This window comes from Streptomyces sp. NBC_00341 (assembly GCF_041435055.1).
Classification (GTDB): Bacteria; Actinomycetota; Actinomycetes; order Streptomycetales; family Streptomycetaceae; genus Streptomyces.
Window position 1 is genome coordinate 8,370,693 of the sequence record NZ_CP108002.1, and the last position, 17,668, is coordinate 8,388,360.

The window sequence follows — 17,668 nt, forward strand, 5'->3', positions numbered from 1 at the left end:
GCCTGACGACGGTCACCCGCAGCGTACTGATCCGTACACAGCAACACGACCGTCTGGAGTGAGACCCATGCAGAACTGGCGCGAGCGGGCGGCTTGCCGCGACGAGGACCCGGACCTGTTCTTCCCCATCGGGGCCACCGGCCCCGCGCTCGTACAGACCGAGGACGCCAAGGCGGTGTGCCACGGCTGCCCCGTGCGGGCCGAGTGCCTGCGCTGGGCCCTGGAGAACGGCCAGGACACCGGCGTGTGGGGCGGTCTGGACGAGACCGAGCGGCGCGCGCTGAAGCGGCGCAGCCGCCGACGGGCCAAGGAGTACGGCTGACGCCGGGGCCTCTCGTACCCCAGGCGGCCGTCCCCCGTGATGATTCCCCCGCCACCGGGTACACGGTGAGTCATGGACACCACGGCCTGGCTCGTCATCGGCGCGGTTCTCGCGCTGCTCACCGTAGGTATCGCCGTCGTCCTCCTGGTGCGGGTGTTCCGGGCCAGGAAACTGCTGGTCGACGCCGGTATACCGCTGCAGAACAAGGCGCTGGTCTGGGCGGCGGTGATCTACACCGTGTCACCTGTCGACCTGCTGCCCGACCCCGTATACCTCGACGACATCGGCTTCCTGATGCTGGCGCTGCGCTCCCTGCACGCCGCCGCGCGGGCTGCCGGGGTCGGTGGCCGCACCGAGCGGCCGGCCGAGTCCACCCGGCTCGTGCCGTAGGGCCTGTCCGGCGGGACGCGCTGCGGCCCCGTTCGCCGAACCCGTCGCGTCAAGCTCGTTGACAGCTGAACAGCTACACGTCACTCTCCTGGGAGAGCGCTCTCCCATTCGGTTTCGGGACACCGTCCCGCACTCTTCTGCCAGGAGAGAATGTGCACAGACCTAGCGCAGCCCTGCCCGCGAGACCGCGAACGGGCACGCTGTTGATCACGCTTCTCGCGCTTCTCGCGTCGTCGCTCGTGATGCTCACGGCGACCTCCGCCCGAGCCGCCGATTCCCTGCTCTCCCAGGGGAAAACCGCCACCGCCTCCTCCCACGAGGGGGACGGTTACGCGGCGTCGGCGGCCGTGGACGGGGATACGACCGGCACCCGCTGGGCCAGTGAATGGAGCGACCCGCAGTGGATCCAGGTGGACCTGGGCGCCACCGCGGACCTGAGCAGGGTCGTCCTGACCTGGGAGTCCGCCTACGGCAAGGCGTACCGGATCGAGGCGTCCGACAACGGATCGGACTGGCGCACGCTCAAGACCGTCACCGACGGCGACGGCGGCACCGACGAACTGGCCGTCTCCGGATCCGGACGGTACGTCAGGATGTACGGCACCGCCCGCCCCGGCGGATACGGCTACTCCCTCTGGGAGTTCCAGGTGTACGGCAGCACCGACGGCACACCGCCCGCCACCGGCGGCGCGGTCCGGGTCACCGGCTCGCAGGGCAACTGGCAGCTGACCGTCGACGGCAAGCCCTATCAGGTCAAGGGACTGACCTGGGGCCCGTCCGTCGCCGACGCGGCACGCTATCTGCCCGACCTGAAGTCGATGGGTGTCAACACCATCCGGACCTGGGGCACCGACGGCTCCTCCAAGCCGCTGCTGGACGAGGCCGCGGCCAACGGCATCCGGGTCGTCAGCGGCTTCTGGCTCCAGCCGGGCGGGGGTCCCGGCAGCGGCGGCTGCGTCAACTACCTGACCGACGACGCGTACAAGGCGTCCTCGCTCACCGAGTTCGCCAAGTGGGTCGACACGTACAAGAACCACCCCGGCGTGCTCATGTGGAACGTCGGCAACGAGTCGGTCCTCGGTCTCCAGAACTGCTACAGCGGTGACGAACTGGAGAAGCAGCGCAACGCCTACACCACCTTCGTCAACGACGTGGCGAAGAAGATCCACACGATCGACCCCAACCACCCGGTGACCTCGACCGACGCCTGGACGGGAGCCTGGCCGTACTACAAGCGCAACGCCCCCGACCTGGACCTGTACTCGGTCAACTCCTACGGCGACATCTGCGGAGTGCGGGGCGCGTGGGAGTCCGGCGGCTACACCAAGCCCTACATCATCACCGAGGGCGGACCGGCCGGTGAGTGGGAGGTCCCCGACGACGCCAACGGCGTCCCGGACGAGCCCACCGACGTGCAGAAGGCCGAGGGCTACACCAAGGCCTGGAACTGCATCACCGCCCACCAGGGCGTCGCCCTGGGCGCCACGCTCTTCCACTACGGAACGGAGCACGACTTCGGCGGCGTCTGGTTCAACGTGGTGCCCGACGGCAAGAAGCGGCTCTCCTACTACGCGCTGAAGAAGGCGTACAAGGGCTCCACGGCCGGGGACAACACCCCGCCCGTCATCAGCAACATGAAGGTCCAGAACGCCAACGGCGCACCCGCCGGCAAGGAGTTCACCGTCGGCGCCGACATCCGCGACCCGGACAACGACGCGCTGACGTACAAGATCTATCTGAGCGGCAACTACGCCACCGGAGACAAGGCCCTGGTCGAGGCCGACTGGCGGTCCACGGGCAACGGCACCTTCGCGGTGAAGGCGCCGGAGCGGCTCGGGGTCTGGAAGGTCTACATCCAGGCCGAGGACGGACACGGCAACGCCGGCATCGAGACCAAGTCGGTGAAGGTCGTGGTGCCGCCGGTCACCGGCACCAATGTGGCGCTCGGCCGCCCGGCCACCGCCACCTCGGCCCAGGCCGGCAGCACCGGCTGCCCCTGCACCCCCGCGATGGCGGTCGACGGCAGGACCGACACCCGCTGGGCCAGCGACTGGAGCGACCCCCAGTCGATCCAGGTCGACCTCGGTGAGCGCAAGTCCTTCCGCCACCTCCAGCTGGTGTGGGACCCGGCCTACGCCAAGTCGTACGAGGTACTGGTCTCGGACGACGGCAGCAACTGGCGCTCGGTGTACTCCACCACCAGCGGGAACGGCGATGCCGACGATCTCGACATCGCCCAGACGGCCCGCTACGTGAAGCTCAGCCTCACGCAGCGGGGCACGGCCTGGGGCTACTCGCTCTGGGAGTTCGGCATCTACAGCTGATCACCCGGCGGCGCCGGTGAGGGGAGTCCGCCTCACCGGCGCCGCATTCCGCGGGGCGTGTCGTCGGCGTGGCCGGGCAGGGGAACGGCATGGTGATGACATGAACGTCGCAGATATTCTGGTGGATGGATACACCCGCGTCCGCGAGACGGTGCACGCGGCCGTCGAGGGCCTCGAACCCGACGACCTCCACGCCCGCCTAGACACGGGGGCGAACTCGATCGCCTGGCTCGTCTGGCACCTGACCAGGGTCCAGGACGACCACATCGCGGACGCGGCCGGCATCGAACAGGTCTGGTCGGCCCAGGACTGGTCCGCCCGCTTCGATCTGCCCTTCGCCGAGGGGGCCACCGGCTACGGGCAGAGCAGCAAGCAGGTCGGGGAGGTGAAGGTGGACTCGGCGGAGCTGCTGATCGGCTACCACGACGCGGTGCACCTCCAGACCATCAGCTTCGTCCAGGGCCTCGACGGCAAGGCGCTGGACCGCGTCGTGGACGAGGCCTGGTCGCCGCCGGTCACCCTGGGCGTACGGCTGATCAGCGTGCTGTCGGACGATCTCCAGCACGCCGGGCAGGCAGCCTTCGTGCGGGGCTCGCTGGAGCGCCGGTAGCCTCTCGGCCGGCGGCCGGGGCGAGCGGTCCGCGGGTGCGGGCGTAGTGCCCCGGGCTGGTGCCCACGACGCGCTTGAAATGGCGGGCCAGATGGGACTGGTCGTAGAAACCGGCGGACGTCGCCACCTCGGGCCCCGGCAGTCCCTGGAGGAGGAGCCGGCGCGCGAGATCGACCCGGCGCCCGGTCACGTACTGGTGCGGCGCCATCCCGAACTCCCGGCTGAAGGCCCGCACCAGATGCGTGTGGTGGGCGTGCAGGCGCTGCGCAGCCTCCTGGAGCGTGATGCCCGCCACGAACCGTTCGTCGAGGAGGTCGCGCAGCCGGTGGGCGACCCTGTGGTCGTGCACGTACCGGACGGGCTCCAGCCGGTTGCGCAGATGCTGGTCGAGCCGCTCGGCGACCAGGGCGAGCCGGCTCGCCGCCTCCAGTTCGTCACCCGGCCGGGAGAGCGTCGTGTGGAGCCGGGCGATCCGGCGCCGCAGCGCCGGATCGTGCAGCACGGGGCTGTCCACGGCCATGCCGATCAGCCGCTCGTCGACCTGCGCGGTGTTGAGGTACAGGACGCGTTTGCGGAAGCCCTCCGCGGTCGCGGCGCCGCCGTTGTGCGGAATGTGCGGCGGCAGCAGCGTCACCACATGGCTGAGCACGCCGTGCTCGTGGTGGTCCAGGTCGTACCGGACCATGCCCTCGTCCACGATGAGCAGGGTCCAGGCGTCATGCGTGTGCATGGGGTAGGAGTGATCGATGAAGTGGGCGTGGAAGACCTCTTCGATCCCCTCCACGGGCGGACACCACGCGGTGATGTCCGGACGAGCAGCCATGAACCGATCGTACGCCCGGCGGCCACGTCGCCCTGCCGCCCCCGGTCAGCCTGCAAAGTTCGTACAAGACGGCCCGGGGGAGGGGCGGGCAGGCTCGGAGCCATGACACACGAAACCGCCCCCGTCCGCTTCGACACCAAGATCGCCGTACTGCTCCGGGACGACCTGCTGACCTGGCAGCGGCTGAACGTCACGGCCTTCCTGGTCAGCGGGCTCGGCACGGCGGTGCCCGAACTCGTCGGTGAACCGTACGCCGACGCCGACGACACCCCCTACCTGCCGATGTTCCGCCAGCCGGTCCTGGTCCTCGAAGGCGGGAAGGAGGTGCTGACCGCGGCCCACACCCGCGCGATCAGCCGGGGTGTGCCGCTCTCGGTCTTCACGTCCGACCTCTTCTCGACGGGCAACGACCGGGACAACAGGGCCGCCGTCCGGGCCGTGCGGCGGGACGGGATGGACCTGGTCGGGCTGGCCGTGCACGGTCCCCGCAACGCCGTGGACAAGATCCTCAAGGGCGCGTCCATGCACTCCTGAACACGGTCGCCGCCGGCCCGGCGCGTGTACGGGGCCGGCGGCGCGCCCGGACCCGTCACACGGTGCGTTCGACGACGAAGGGGAACAGCGCGAGGAGTTCCCCGGCCGCCTCCGGCTCCAACGCGACGCTCTCCAGGCAGGCGCGGGCGCTGTCCAGGTGCCGATGGGCCTCGGCCACGGTGGCCGCCCGCCCGCCGGCCTTCTCCACCAGATCGGCCGCGCGCCGGGCCGCCGCGTCGTCGAGCGGCTCGCCGGTACGCAGCAGCGCGCCCAGTTCGAGCGCCGCCCGGTCGCCCGCCGCGAGGGCGGTGAGGACGGGGTACGTCTTCTTCTGCCGGCGCAGATCGCTGTGCACCGGCTTGCCCGTGACCTCCGGATCGCCCCAGATGCCGAGGACGTCGTCCATGGCCTGGAAGGCGACCCCGAGATGGCGTCCCGCCGAGGTGAGGGCGTCAGTAGCCGTCCGTCCGGCCCCGCCGAGCACGGCGCCCAGACCGGCGGCGCAGCCGAGCAGCGAGCCCGTCTTGTGCTCGGCCATCAGCCGGTACTCGTGCGGCCGCACGGCATCGGGCCCGGTCCAGGGCCGGGATTCGAAGAGCAGATCGTCGGCCTGGCCGCGGACCAGGTCGTTCAGCGTCCCGGACAGCAGCCGCACCGCCTGCACGCAGTGCGCGCCGGGGGTGTCCGCCAGGGTCTGCACGGCCAGCGCGAAGAGCGCGTCGCCGGCCAGGACGGCGGGCCCGGTGCCGTAGGCCTTCCAGGCGGTGGCGCGCTGCCTGCGGGTCTCGTCGCCGTCCATGATGTCGTCGTGGAGCAGCGAGAAGGTGTGGATCAGCTCGGCCGCGACGGCGCCCCGTACCGCGCTCCGCGCGTGCGCGCCGACAGCCTCCGCAGCGAGCACGGCGAGGGCCTGCCGGATCCCCTTGCCCTGCGCCCCGGGGACGGCCCGCCCACCGGGCCCGTCCCAGCCGAGCGAGAACGCGGTGATCTCGGCGTGCCACGGATGCAGCTGCCGCACGGCCCGCTCCAGACCGGGCCGGACGAGAGCGCGGCAGCGGGCGAGTATCTCCGGCGCCGTGGTCTGCTGGGTCACCGGCGGTGTCATCGGCGGCCGGCTTCCCCGGCCACCGTGTCACCGGCCGGTGTCACGCCGAGTTCCGTGTAGGCCTTGTCGACCATGTCACGGGCGTTGAGCAGCCCGATCCGGTCCAGCGTGACCCGCAGCCCGTCCAGTTCCGCGGCGGTCTGCGCGCGGTCCCGGCCCAGCCGGGCGCGCGACTTGACCAGACCTAGGCGGGCCAGCGCCTCGCCCCGGGGTTCGGTCATCGCCCGGAATTCCCCCAGCGCCTCCTCGTAGACCTGCCGGGCCTCCTCGTACCGCCCGGCGCGGTAGAGCACGTTGGCGCGCATCTTGTGGTTGTAGGCGAGGGCGCTGGACAAGTTCATTTCGCGGCAGGTCAGTTCGGCCTCTGACAGCAGGGCGAGCGCGCGCTCCGGGTCGTTGTCCCGTACGGAGATTATGTCGGCCATTCCGCGCAGGGCCCAGGCCCGGCCGCGCCGGTCGTCGGCGTTCCCGGCCAGCTGCGCCGCCTCCTCGAACATCTCCAGGGCGGTGTCGAACGAGCCGGTGTTGCGGTGGATCTGCGCGATACCCTCCAGGGCCCAGACGGTGTGCCGCGCCTCGCCCCGGGCCCGCGCCTCCGCGAGGAGCTGCTCGTGCAGCGCCGCGACGGTCCGGTAGTCGCCCTGGATGCGGCCGGTCTCCGCGAGCCCGGCGAGCGAGTAGCCCCGGGCGACCACATCGCCGCCCTTCTTGCCGAGGTCTGCCGCCAGGCCCAGCAGCCGGAAGGCGAGTCGCAGTGCGCCCCGCTGGCGGGCGAGGGTGCCGCCGCTCCACAGCGCCCAGGCCATCGCCCCGGTGTCCTCGGCCGACCGGGCAGCGCGGTAACTGGCCTTCCAGGCGCGGTCGGCGTCCTGCACATGGCCCAGCCTGCGGTGCGCCTCGGCCACCGCGAGGCCGGTGCGGGCCACCTCCTGCTGGGAGCCGGCGAGTTCGGCCGCCTTCAAGTGGCGTTCTCCCTCGGCCAGTACGTCGGTGAGGGAGGCGTTCACGGACATCTTGGTGAGGGCGCCCTGGTACTCGGGCGCCAGTGCTTTGCTGTGCATGGGAGCCTTTCGCGCGCGAACGGGCCGGCCACGCCAACTATACGCATGATGTATACATGCAGTGCATAGTTGCCCGGTGGTCCGACCTGTGCGCTCATGGGGGGTCGGAAGACGCTTATCGTGTGCGGCGTACCGCCTTGTTGTGGATCAAGACGGCTGTGGCGCGCTCAGGGTTGCTTCGAGTTCACCTATTCGTACGGACATCCGCTCCCGGCGTTCGTCCCGGTCAGCCGGACCGGTCAGCCGGACCGGTCCGCCAGGTGTTCGGTGAACCACTCCCGGGCCAGCTCCGCGACCTCGTCCAGCGCGCCCGGCTCCTCGAACAGGTGCGTCGCGCCGGCGACGACGTCCAGCCGGTTCTCGCAGCGCAGAGCCGACTTCGCCTGCTGGTTCAGCTCCAGTACCCGGCTGTCGCGGCCGCCCACGACAAGCAGCGTCGGAGACCGGACGTCACCGAGGCAGGGGCCCGCCAGATCGGGCCGGCCTCCCCGGGAGACGACCGCGCCGATCCCCGTGCCGGGCTCCGCTCCCACGGCCGCGGCCGCCCGCAGCGCGGCGGCGGCCCCGGTGCTCGCCCCGAAGACACCTACCGGCAGGGACTCGCGGCGCAGCAGCCAGTCGGTGGCGTTCACCAGCCGTTCCGCCAGGGTCTCGATGTCGAAGACGTTGGCGCGGTCCGCCTCCTCCGCCGGTGTGAGCAGGTCGAAGAGCAGGGTGCCGAACCCCGCCCGGTGCAGGGCCGCCGCCACCGCGCGGTTTCTCGGACTGTGCCGGCTGCTGCCCGAGCCGTGGGCGAACACCACGAGGGCGCGGGCGGATCCGGCAGCCGTGAGCTCACCCGGCAGCACGACGCCGCCCGCCTCCACGTCCACCTCGACGGGCGTCGGCGCGGAGGCCCGGTCCGCGGCCCGCGCCAGCAGCGCGACGACCTCCTCGTCCGCCGTCTGGCCGAAGTCCCGGTACCACTCGCCCACCGCCGAGAACCGGAGCGGCGTGGACAGGCAGACCAGCTCGTCCACCTGGCCGCGTACCCGCTCGGCGGCGTCCGGCGCCGCCACCGGTACGGCCAGCACGACGCGTGCAGCGCCCTGCGCACGGGCCACCTCGCACGCGGCCAGGGCGGTCGCGCCGGTCGCGATGCCGTCGTCCACGATGATCGCGACGCGTCCCTCGAAGCGGATGCGCGGCCGGTCGCCGCGGAAGGCGCGGGCCCGCCGCAGCAGCTCGGCGCCCTCGGCGCGCTCCACGGCGGCGAGGTCCGACGAGGAGGCCCCGCTGCGGCGCAGGATGTCCTCGCTGATGACCCGCACACCGCCCTCACCGATGGCGCCGAAGCCCAGTTCCGGGTGGCGCGGGACGCCGAGCTTGCGGACCACGATCACATCGAGCGGGGCGCCGAGCTCCTGGGCGACCCGGAAGGCCACCGGGACCCCGCCGCGGGGCAGGCCCAGCACGACGGGATCGCTACCCGCCAGCGGGCGGAGAGCCGCCGCGAGCCGTTGTCCCGCGTCGGCGCGATCGGAGAAAAGCACCGGGACTCACCCCAGACCGGGAGAGGAGGGACAGCCGTCCGCGCACCTTCTCCGAGTCGACACCGTGCACCACGGGTCCGCAAGCCGACGGCGGGGTTCGTTCCGCCGGGAACGGTCTCCCCGGAGGCCGTGGCACGTCACAGGACGGAACGTGCCACCCGGAACCCGGTGTCGTCGATCCGGAACGTCGGGTGGCTGCGCCGCCGCACCGATGCCCGGCAGCTCCAGTGCTCGTCGAACCAGCCGCCGCCGCGCAGTACCCGGTAGCTGCCGTACACCTCGGCGTCGTAGACGTCCCAGCACCATTCCCAGACATTGCCCAACGTGTCGTACAGGCCCCAGGCGTTGGGCTCCCTGCCGCCCACCTCGTGCATCCGCTCCCGCGAGTTTCCGCGGTGCCAGGCGATGTCGTCGAGCTCCCCGTAACGCGCGCCGGTCGTGCCGGCGCGGCAGGCGTGCTCCCACTCCGCCTCTGTGGGCAGCCGGTACCCGTCGGCGGCGGTGTCCCGGCCGACGGACTCCGTCCCCTCCGTACCGTCGGCGGCGGCTTCGAGGCGGTAGACGGGGGTCAGCCCGGCCTGTGCCGACAGGGCGTTGCAGAACCGGACCGCGTCCAGCCAGGAGACGCTCTCGACGGGCAGCCGGCCGCCCTGTGCGGTGGCCGGGCGCTCGCCGGTGACCCGCGCGTACAGGTCCTGTGTGACCACGGACGCGGCGATGCGGTACGGAGTGAGGGCGACCGTCCAACTGCGTTGCGTACGACGGTCGGACAGCGTGACCCGGCCTGCCGGGACGCTGATCATCCGGATGTCGGTGACTGTGTCCATGGAGCGCTGATCGTATCAACGTCGCTGGGGACGCTGCCCGGTTCGCGCCCGGCCGGGTCAGCCCGCCGACGCCTCGCGGGTGATCGCGTCGAACCGCGCGCCCATGGCCGCCGCCAGCGCCTGTGCCCCGGACAGCGGCCGGACCATCACGGTCATGTCGTCGATCTCGCCGGCCTCGTTCAGGTGCAGGAAGTCGCAGCCGCCGATCTCCCGGTCGCCCACCTTCGCGACGAACGCGAGCGCGTGGTCACGGCCGTCCGCGCTCGCCATCTCGCGGACGTACCGGAAGTCCGAGAACACCTCGGTGACCGCGCGCAGGATCGCGACGGTGAGGGGCCTGCCGGTGTACGGCTTGAACGCCACCGGGCTGGTGAAGACGACGTCCTCGGCCAGCATCGCCTCGATCGCGTCGAGATCGTGCGCCTCGACGGCTTCGCGGAAGGGGTGCATGCGGCGCTCCATAGTCAATTTGTTGAATAGGCGTGAAAGAGGTTAATCACATCGGTGTTAACGTGTCCAGATGTCTCTCAAGTACGCGGTCCTGGCGGCCCTGCTGGAAGGCGAGGCCTCCGGCTACGACCTGGCCAAGGTCTTCGACGTCGCGGTGGCGGACTTCTGGTCCACCACCCCGCAGCAGCTCTACCGGGAGCTGGACCGGCTGGCGGGGAGCGGCCTGATCGAGGCACGGGTGGTCGAGCAGCAGCGCAGGCCGAACAAGAGGATGTTCACCCTCACGGAGGCGGGCCGCGCCTCGCTGGCCGCGTTCACCGCGCAACCGCCCCGCCCCATCGCCATCCGGGACGAGCTCCTGGTCATGACCCAGGCGGTGGACGCCGGCGACCAGGACGCGGTTCGCGCCTCGGTCGCGGAACGCATGGAGTGGGCGCGCGCCAAGCTCGCCCGCTACGAACGGCTCCGGGACCGCCTGCTGGACGGCCGCGACGAGGAGACCTACCTGGCGGAGACCGACCGCGTCGGCCCCTACCTGACGCTGATGCGCGGACGGTCCTTCGAGGCGGAGAACCTGCGCTGGGGCGAACAGGTGCTGCGGATCCTGGACCGGCGGGCGACTCAACGGCGCTGTCAGACCCCTCGGTTAGGTTCGTCCCATGACTGAATTCGTACTGGTGGCAGGTGCCTGGCTGGGAGCGTCGGCGTGGGACGAGGTGGTACCCGGACTGCGCGCGGCCGGGCACGGCGCCCACCCGGTGACCCTGACCGGCGTCGGGGAGAGGCGAGGACTGCCGGTCGGCCCGCAGACCCATGTGACCGACATCGTCGACGAGGTGGAGCGCCTCGGCCCGCGCGACGTCGTCCTGGTCGGCCACAGCTACTCGGGCATCCCGGTCGGCCAGGCCGCCTCCCGCATCGGTGACCGGCTGGCCCGGGTCGTCTTCGTGGACGCCGGCGTTCCGGCCGACGGCGAGTCCTTCGTCTCCGCGTGGTGGCAGGGCCCGGCCGCGCTGGAGGCCGAGATCGCGGGCAACGGAGGCTCCTGGGCGCCGCCGGCCGCGGCCGACTTCGAGGGCCAGGGGCTCACCGAGGAGCAGACCGCGCGGATCGTGGCCGACGCGACGCCGCACCCCGGCGCCTCGCTGAGCGATCCCGCCGTGCTCGGCCGCCCGCTCGACGGCCTCCCGGCCACCTACGTCAAATGCCTGCTCGACGGCCCGGAACCGAGCGACGACGTGGCCGCGCTGCTGACCGGGGACAGCTGGGAGCTGGTCACCATGGACACCGGCCACTGGCCGATGTACTCCCGGCCGGCGGAGCTGGTCCGGATCCTCACCGCGGCGGCCGAGCGGCGGGAATGAGCGGGCGCCGGCAGCCCCTGCGGCCCGGCACCGCCCGCCGTCCCCGCCACGAACAGTCGATCAGTACGCGCGCTCCCGCCCCGTTCCGGGCTGCAATGGACGGGTGACCGCGCCCCCGGACGACTGCCTCGCGCGCAACGAATGGATCTGCGGCGCCTACCTGAGCAGCCGCCGGCACATCCTGTGGGAGGCCGTGCTCCAGCACCTCCAGCTGACCGTGATCGCCGTGCTCATCGGACTGGCGCTCGCCCTGCCGCTCGCCCTCGCCGCCCGCCGCTGGCGCTGGGCGGCGGGTCCGGTGCTCGGGGTCACCACCGTCCTGTACACCGTGCCGTCCCTAGCGATGTTCTCGCTGCTGCTGCCGGTGTACGGACTCTCCGCCGCGCTCGTCGTCGCGGGCCTGGTCCTCTACTCCCTCACCCTCCTCGTACGGAACATCCTGGCCGGACTCAGAGCCGTACCGGAGGAGACCCGGCAGGCGGCCCGGGGCATGGGATACGGACCCGTACGGCTGCTCGTCGCCGTGGAACTGCCCCTCGCCCTGCCCGCCGCCATGGCGGGCCTGCGCATCGCCACCGTCTCCGCGGTCTCCCTGGTCACCATCGGCGCGATCGTCGGCTACGGCGGACTCGGCAACCTCATCTACTCCGGGATGAACACCTACTTCAAGGCCCAGGTGCTCACCGCGTCCGTCCTCTGCGTCGTCATCGCCGTCGCCGCCGACCTGCTGCTCCTCCTCGTGCAGCGCCTGCTGACCCCCTGGACCCGGAGGCAGTCGTGAACACCCTCGGCAAGGCCTGGTCCTGGCTCACGACCTCCGCGCACTGGTACGGCGACGACGGCATCTGGACCCGGCTCGGCCAGCACCTCTACCTCACCGTCGTCTGCCTGCTGATCAGCTGCCTCATCGCGCTGCCGGTCGCTCTGGTCCTCGGCCACCTCGGCAAGGGCGGGGCCCTCGCCGTCAACATCTCCAACGTCGGCCGGGCCGTCCCCACCTTCGCGGTCCTGGTGCTGCTCCTGCTCACCCCGGTCGGCCGGTTCGGCGAAGGGCCGACCATCGTCGCCCTCGTCCTGTTCGCCGTACCGCCGCTGCTCACCAACGCCTACGTCGGCATGCGGGAGGTGGACCAGGACGTGGTGCGGGCGGCCCGGGGCATGGGGATGACCGGCAGGCAGCTGCTGTTCCAGGTCGAGGTGCCGCTCGCCCTGCCGCTCATCCTCACCGGCGTACGGATCGCCGCCGTGCAACTCGTCGCCACCGCCACCATCGCGGCCCTGGCGGGCGGCGGCGGTCTGGGCCGGATCATCACCGCCGGTTTCAACCTCGCCTCCACCGCCCAGGTCGTCGCCGGAGCGGTCCTGGTGGCCGTGTTCGCCCTGATCGTCGAAGGGCTCTTCGAGCTGGCGCAGCGGCTCGCACCCGACTGGGTCCGCGACGGGAACACCGGATGAGGGCCCGCCGCACGGTCCCCGCGATCCTGCTCCTCGCGCTGCCGATGACCGCCTGCACCACCGGACCGGCACTGGAGAACCAGGGCGAGGTCACCGCGCCACCCGGTGACAGCAAACACCTCACCATCGGCTCCGCGGGATTCACCGAGAGCGATCTGCTCGCCCAGATGTACGCCCTGCTGCTCGACCGGGCCGGATACTCCACGAAGATCATCTCCGTCACCAACCGGGAGATCTACGAACCGGCGCTGGAGAGCGGCCAGATCGACGTCGTACCGGAGTACGCCGCCACCTTCGGCGACTGGCTGAACGCCAAGAAGAACGGCGCCGACGCCGCGCCCGTCGGGTCCCCGGACCTCGCCGTCACCATGAAGGCCCTGCGCGCACTGGCCGCACCGCGCGGACTCACCGTCCTGGACCCCGGACGCGCCGTCGACCAGAACGCCTTCGCCGTCACTTCCGCGTACGCGAAGAAGCACCACCTGAAGTCGCTGAGCGACCTGGGCAGATCAGGGCTGCCGGTCCGGCTGGCGGCAGGCGACGAATGCGTGCAGCGCCCGTACTGCGCACCCGGACTGAAGAAGACGTACGGCATCGACATCACCGCCGTCGACCCCAAGGGCGTCGGCACCACCCAGGCCAAGCAGGCGGTCCAGAGCGGCCGGGACCAGATGGTGCTGACCACCACCACCGACGCCACCCTGGACGAGTTCGGGCTCGTCCTGCTCGCGGACGACAAGCACCTGCAGAACGCCGACTACCTCGTCCCCGTCGTGAACCGTTCCCGGGCGGGCAGCGAGGGCGTGCGCAAGGCGCTGGGCAAGCTCAACACCGTACTGACCACCGCGGACCTGGCCCGGCTGAACGAGCAGGTCGACAGCTGGCGACGGCTCCCGGAGGACGTGGCCCGCAACTATCTGCGCTCCGAGCACCTCATTCCGGCCGGCTGAGCGCGACCTGGCCCGGTCAGGAGATCCGGCCAGGTCGCGCCCGGTCGGCGCGGTCCGATGAGTTCGCACCTCCGGCGGAGTCATCCTGGTGAACCCCACACCTGAGAAGGCGGAGCGATGAGCACCCTGCGCGAAGTACTCGAAACGCATGTCCGTCATGGCTCTGTGCCGGGCGCGGTGGGGCTGGTGGCCCGCGGCGAACGCATCGAGGTGGAGGCCGCCGGTTCCGCCTTCACGGACGGCGGTACGCCGATGGCCCGGGACTCGATCTTCCGGATCGCCTCGATCACCAAGCCGCTCACCGCGGCGGCGGCCATGATGCTGATCGAGGACGGCCGGATCGCTGCCTCTGACCCGGTCGGGCGGTGGCTGCCGGAACTGGCGTCACCGAAGGTCGTACGCACCCCGGACGGCCCGGCCGACGACGTGGTCCCGGCCGTCCGGCCGATCACCGTGTTCGACCTGCTCACCTTCCGCGCCGGGTACGGATTCCCGTCCGACTTCTCGCTGCCCGCTCTCGCGCCGCTGTTCAGCGAGCTGCACCAGGGCTCGCCGGAGCCGCGGGGCGTCGCCGCCCCGGACGAGTGGATGGCCACACTGGCCCGCATTCCGATGCTCCACCAGCCGGGGGAGGCGTGGCTGTACAACACCTGCTCCGACATCCTGGGCGTCCTGATCGCCAGGGCCTCCGGCCAGTCGCTGCCGGAGTTCATGGCGGAGCGGCTGTTCGAACCCCTCGGGATGACCGACACCGGCTTCGCCGTCCCGGCGGACCGGCTCGACCGGTTCACCGGCTACTACCGGGCGGGCGCGGAGGGCGCACTGGAACTCCTGGACGCCCCTGACGGGCAGTGGAGCAGCATGCCGGACTTCCCGTCCGGGGCCGGCGGGCTCGTCTCGACCGTCGACGACTGGTACGCGTTCGCCCGGATGCTGCTCGACGAAGGGGCCGTCGGCAGCCGCAGCCTGCTGACGCCCGAATCGGTGCGGCAGATGACGACCGACCACCTGACACCTGCTCAGCGCGCGGCCAGCGGGCTGTTCACCGAGGGCCAGGGCTGGGGGTTCGGCGGTGCGGTCGACGTCGAGACGCTCGATTCCTGGAACGTGCTGGGGCGCTACGGCTGGGTCGGTGGCACCGGCACGACGGCGCACATCATCCCGTCCACCGGCACGGTCGCCATCATGCTGAGCCAGGTCGCGATGGCGGGCCCCACCCCGCCGGTCATGATGCGGGACTTCTGGCAGCACGCGGCGGGCGTCTGAACCCCGGGCGCCCGGACCCCGGTTCCCGGAGCGCTCCTCCGGACGGGGAATGCGATCACATGGGCTGCGGGCCCTCACTAGAGTCGCCGGCATGCCCGATCACACCTACCTCGCCGCCGTCCGGGAGTCGTACGACACCGTCGCCTCCGCCTACTTCGAACGGGTCAAGCCTCCGGAGGAGCTCGATCCGCTGTCACGGGGCATGCTGAACGTCTTCGCGGAGACGGTGCGAACGGCCGGCCTCGGGCCCGTCGCCGACCTGGGATGCGGGCCCGGCAGAGTCACGGCCTACCTCGCCGGGCGGCAAGTGGACGTATTCGGGCTGGACCTGTCGCCCGCCATGGTCGAGCTGGCCCGCATCGCCCACCCGGATCTGCGTTTCGGTGTCGGCTCGATGACCTCGCTCCCGGTCGGGGACGGCGGACTCGGCGGCATCCTGGCCTACTACTCCACCCACCACACCCCGCCGGCGCTGCTGCCCGTGGTGTTCGGCGAGTTCCGCCGCACCCTCGCGCCGGGCGGCTGCCTGATGCTGGCCGGCCACGTGGGGTCCGGCCAGCACTTCCGCCCCACCCAGGCGTACGGCGGTCACCCCGTCTCCTACGAGTCCTACCTGCTGCCGCCCGACCGGATCGCGGAGCTCCTGAAGCAGGCCGGGTTCGCCCTCACCGCACGACTGGTGGAGGAACCCCGTGAAGGTGCCGAGCGGACTTTCGCGACCTTCCTCGCACGCAGGCCCGAACAGCCCTGAGCACCGCATCCGTCCGGCGGCCCTGATCCGCGGCATGTCAGAGGGCTCTGGCAGCATCACGGTCATGACCGACAACGATGACCTCGTACAACGCGTCGCCGTCCGCGCCGCATCGGACAACGAGGACCTTCCCGCGCCTGTCGACGATGCCCGAATAGCGCAGGCCGAGGCCCGACTGGGCTTCGCGCTGCACCCCCTGCTGGCGCGCCTGTACCGCGAGGTCGCCGACGGTGGCTTCGGCCCCGAGTACCGGCTGCTGCCGCTGTCCGGTCCGGACGCCAGTGTCGTCGGCGAATACCTGACGCGGCGTGAGGCTTCCGTCGGGGTGGAGCACCCGGAGTGGCCCGAAGGCGTCGTACCGGTCCTGACCTGGGGCTGTGGCATGTACGCGGGCGTCGACTGTCTCAGTGAGGACGGTCAGGTCCTGCTCTTCGAACCGAACCCGTACGGCGGCGGATCGTGGGAGCAGTGCTGGTTCCTCGATTCCGCCGGCCTCGCGGAGTGGCTGGAGACCTGGCTCGCGGGGACGGGCTGGTTCGAGGAGGACGCCTACGAAAGGGACGACGTGGCCGAACCCGAGCCGTGGGAACAGGCCGGAAGCCGGCTGTCCGTCGGCGTCTAGACGCGGCGGGGGCGGGGGACGCGCGCCCGTCAGGCGTCCGACACCGAGTCGAAGTCGACCTCGTCGCGTCCCACGCCCTGCGCGTCCGCGTCCACGGAGCGGCGAAGCGCCTCGTGCAGCTTCGCCGGAGTCAGTACGCCGAGGAACCGCGCCCCGTCCAGCACCGCCACCCAGCCGGCGTCGTGCTGGAGCATCTCGCTGAACGCCTGCTTCAACGGGGCGCCGACCGGCACCCACGCGTCCATCCGGCGGGCGAGCTCGCCCACCGTGCCGTGCTCCCCGGCGATCCGCAGCGCGTCCGCCGACACCCAGCCGTGCAGGTCGCCCGTACCGTTGAGGACCACGGCCCACCGTGAGCCCGCGGCGCCGAGCCGGGCCGCCGCCACCCGGGCCGGCTCGTCCAGGCGGGCGACCGGGGGCTCCTCCAGGTCCTCCGGTTCGATCGTGGTGACCGAGAGCCGCTTGAGGCCCCGGTCGGCACCGACGAACCGGGCCACGTACGGGGTCGCGGGGGCCCCGAGCACCGCTCCCGGGCTGTCGTACTGCTCGATGCGGCCCTCCCCGTACACCGCGATCCGGTCACCCATCCGCACGGCCTCCTCGATGTCATGGGTGACCATCAGGACCGTCTTCCTGACCGTCGCCTGGAGGCTCAGGAACTCGTTCTGGAGCCGCTCCCGCACCACCGGGTCCACCGCGCCGAACGGTTCGTCCATCAGCAGCACCGGCGGGTCGGCGGCCAGCGCGCGTGCCACGCCGACCCGCTGGCGCTGGCCGCCGGAGAGCTGGGCGGGGTACCGGGAGCCGTACACCGCCGGATCGAGGCCGACCAGATCCAGCAGTTCGGCCGCCCGCTCCCGCGCCCTGGACCGCTTCCAGCCGACCAGTGCCGGGACCGTGGCGGTGTTGTCCAGGACCGTCCGGTGCGGGAAGAGCCCGACCTGCTGGATGACGTAGCCGATCCCGCGGCGCAGCTTCACCGGGTCGAGGGTCGAGATGTCCTCGCCGTTCACCAGGATCCGCCCGGAGGTCGGCTCGATCAGCCGGTTGACCATCATCATCGTGGTGGTCTTGCCGCAGCCGGACGGGCCGACGAGGGTGACGAGCTCACCCTCGCGGACTTCGAAGGACAGTTCGTGCACCGCCGTCGTGCCGTCCGGATAGACCTTGCCGACCTGCTCGAACCGGATCATGACTGCACGTTAGGAGGCCACCGGTCCCGCCGCACACGGGCCGGGACTGTCCGGGTCACCCGGGTGTGCTGAACTGTCCGGGAAACATC

General features: G+C 71.5%; 20 protein-coding genes. 13 read left to right on the top strand and 7 right to left on the bottom strand.

Going from position 1 to position 17,668, the window contains the following annotated elements; translation table 11 throughout:
• Positions 1 to 67 precede the first annotated feature (67 nt).
• The 4 genes from OG892_RS37300 (at position 68) to OG892_RS37315 (ending at position 3,646) form a co-directional block, all read left to right on the top strand.
• Positions 68 to 322: a WhiB family transcriptional regulator gene (locus tag OG892_RS37300; protein ID WP_073734032.1), complete on the top strand. Its 255-nt coding sequence runs from the start codon at positions 68 to 70 to the stop codon at positions 320 to 322.
• Positions 323 to 394: 72 nt separating this feature from the next.
• Positions 395 to 712: a YkvA family protein gene (locus tag OG892_RS37305; RefSeq protein ID WP_073734031.1), complete on the top strand. Its 318-nt coding sequence runs from the start codon at positions 395 to 397 to the stop codon at positions 710 to 712.
• 152 nt (positions 713 to 864) lie between these two features.
• Positions 865 to 3,036, top strand: a complete 2,172-nt coding sequence (locus OG892_RS37310) for a discoidin domain-containing protein (protein WP_371631388.1) — start codon at positions 865 to 867, stop codon at positions 3,034 to 3,036.
• A gap of 100 nt (positions 3,037 to 3,136) precedes the next feature.
• Positions 3,137 to 3,646 (top strand): DUF664 domain-containing protein, encoded by a 510-nt coding sequence (locus OG892_RS37315; protein WP_073734029.1) that lies wholly within the window; start codon positions 3,137 to 3,139, stop codon positions 3,644 to 3,646.
• On the opposite strand, the gene OG892_RS37320 is transcribed toward OG892_RS37315, so the two are convergent.
• Positions 3,573 to 4,469 (bottom strand): AraC family transcriptional regulator, encoded by an 897-nt coding sequence (locus OG892_RS37320; protein WP_371631389.1) that lies wholly within the window; start codon positions 4,467 to 4,469, stop codon positions 3,573 to 3,575. The two genes, OG892_RS37315 and OG892_RS37320, sit on opposite strands and share 74 nt — an antisense overlap.
• A 102-nt stretch (positions 4,470 to 4,571) precedes the next feature.
• On the opposite strand from OG892_RS37320, the gene OG892_RS37325 reads away from it, so the two are divergent.
• Positions 4,572 to 5,003, top strand: a complete 432-nt coding sequence (locus tag OG892_RS37325) for a DUF2000 domain-containing protein (protein WP_328864359.1) — start codon at positions 4,572 to 4,574, stop codon at positions 5,001 to 5,003.
• Between the two features lie 55 nt (positions 5,004 to 5,058).
• Here the strand turns inward: OG892_RS37325 and OG892_RS37330 are convergent, their stop codons facing one another.
• The 5 genes from OG892_RS37330 to OG892_RS37350 all read right to left on the bottom strand — a co-directional run bounded on the left by OG892_RS37330 (position 5,059) and on the right by OG892_RS37350 (position 9,978).
• A complete protein-coding gene (locus OG892_RS37330) occupies positions 5,059 to 6,108 on the bottom strand; it encodes a polyprenyl synthetase family protein (protein WP_328864358.1) in 1,050 nt (349 codons plus the stop codon).
• Entirely contained in the window at positions 6,105 to 7,169 is a 1,065-nt protein-coding gene (locus OG892_RS37335) for a tetratricopeptide repeat protein (RefSeq protein WP_073734026.1), read from the bottom strand. The genes OG892_RS37330 and OG892_RS37335 overlap by 4 nt, the downstream gene beginning before the upstream one ends.
• Positions 7,170 to 7,408: 239 nt before the next feature.
• On the bottom strand, positions 7,409 to 8,701 hold the full coding sequence (locus OG892_RS37340; RefSeq protein ID WP_371631390.1) for an alpha/beta family hydrolase: 1,293 nt from the start codon (positions 8,699 to 8,701) through the stop codon (positions 7,409 to 7,411).
• A 137-nt stretch (positions 8,702 to 8,838) separates the two neighbouring features.
• The gene (locus OG892_RS37345) at positions 8,839 to 9,528 is read right to left on the bottom strand and encodes a formylglycine-generating enzyme family protein (RefSeq protein WP_371631391.1); all 690 of its coding nucleotides are present in this window, start codon (positions 9,526 to 9,528) and stop codon (positions 8,839 to 8,841) included.
• Positions 9,529 to 9,585: 57 nt separating this feature from the next.
• Complete coding sequence (locus tag OG892_RS37350) at positions 9,586 to 9,978, bottom strand: nuclear transport factor 2 family protein (protein ID WP_371631392.1); 393 nt, start codon at positions 9,976 to 9,978, stop codon at positions 9,586 to 9,588.
• Positions 9,979 to 10,048: 70 nt separating this feature from the next.
• Here OG892_RS37350 and OG892_RS37355 point away from each other — a divergent pair, with 70 nt between their 5' ends.
• The 8 genes from OG892_RS37355 (at position 10,049) to OG892_RS37390 (ending at position 16,386) form a co-directional block, all read left to right on the top strand.
• Entirely contained in the window at positions 10,049 to 10,645 is a 597-nt protein-coding gene (locus OG892_RS37355) for a PadR family transcriptional regulator (RefSeq protein WP_328864353.1), read from the top strand.
• Entirely contained in the window at positions 10,638 to 11,342 is a 705-nt protein-coding gene (locus OG892_RS37360; protein WP_328864352.1) for an alpha/beta hydrolase, read from the top strand. Before OG892_RS37355 ends, OG892_RS37360 begins: the two co-directional genes overlap by 8 nt.
• A 103-nt stretch (positions 11,343 to 11,445) precedes the next feature.
• The gene (locus OG892_RS37365; protein WP_073734020.1) at positions 11,446 to 12,123 is read left to right on the top strand and encodes an ABC transporter permease; all 678 of its coding nucleotides are present in this window, start codon (positions 11,446 to 11,448) and stop codon (positions 12,121 to 12,123) included.
• Positions 12,120 to 12,797 (top strand): ABC transporter permease, encoded by a 678-nt coding sequence (locus tag OG892_RS37370; protein WP_073734019.1) that lies wholly within the window; start codon positions 12,120 to 12,122, stop codon positions 12,795 to 12,797. The genes OG892_RS37365 and OG892_RS37370 overlap by 4 nt, the downstream gene beginning before the upstream one ends.
• The gene (locus OG892_RS37375; protein WP_073734018.1) at positions 12,794 to 13,747 is read left to right on the top strand and encodes an ABC transporter substrate-binding protein; all 954 of its coding nucleotides are present in this window, start codon (positions 12,794 to 12,796) and stop codon (positions 13,745 to 13,747) included. Before OG892_RS37370 ends, OG892_RS37375 begins: the two co-directional genes overlap by 4 nt.
• A 117-nt stretch (positions 13,748 to 13,864) precedes the next feature.
• Positions 13,865 to 15,013 carry a serine hydrolase domain-containing protein gene (locus OG892_RS37380; RefSeq protein WP_371631393.1) on the top strand — a complete coding sequence of 383 codons (1,149 nt, stop codon included), beginning with the start codon at positions 13,865 to 13,867 and terminating at the stop codon, positions 15,011 to 15,013.
• Between the two features lie 91 nt (positions 15,014 to 15,104).
• On the top strand, positions 15,105 to 15,764 hold the full coding sequence (locus OG892_RS37385) for a methyltransferase domain-containing protein (protein ID WP_328864349.1): 660 nt from the start codon (positions 15,105 to 15,107) through the stop codon (positions 15,762 to 15,764).
• Between the two features lie 64 nt (positions 15,765 to 15,828).
• On the top strand, positions 15,829 to 16,386 hold the full coding sequence (locus OG892_RS37390; protein ID WP_371631394.1) for an SMI1/KNR4 family protein: 558 nt from the start codon (positions 15,829 to 15,831) through the stop codon (positions 16,384 to 16,386).
• A 29-nt stretch (positions 16,387 to 16,415) separates the two neighbouring features.
• On the opposite strand, the gene OG892_RS37395 is transcribed toward OG892_RS37390, so the two are convergent.
• Positions 16,416 to 17,579, bottom strand: coding sequence for a betaine/proline/choline family ABC transporter ATP-binding protein (locus OG892_RS37395; RefSeq protein WP_328864347.1), 1,164 nt, complete (start codon positions 17,577 to 17,579; stop codon positions 16,416 to 16,418).
• Positions 17,580 to 17,668: the final 89 nt, after the last annotated feature.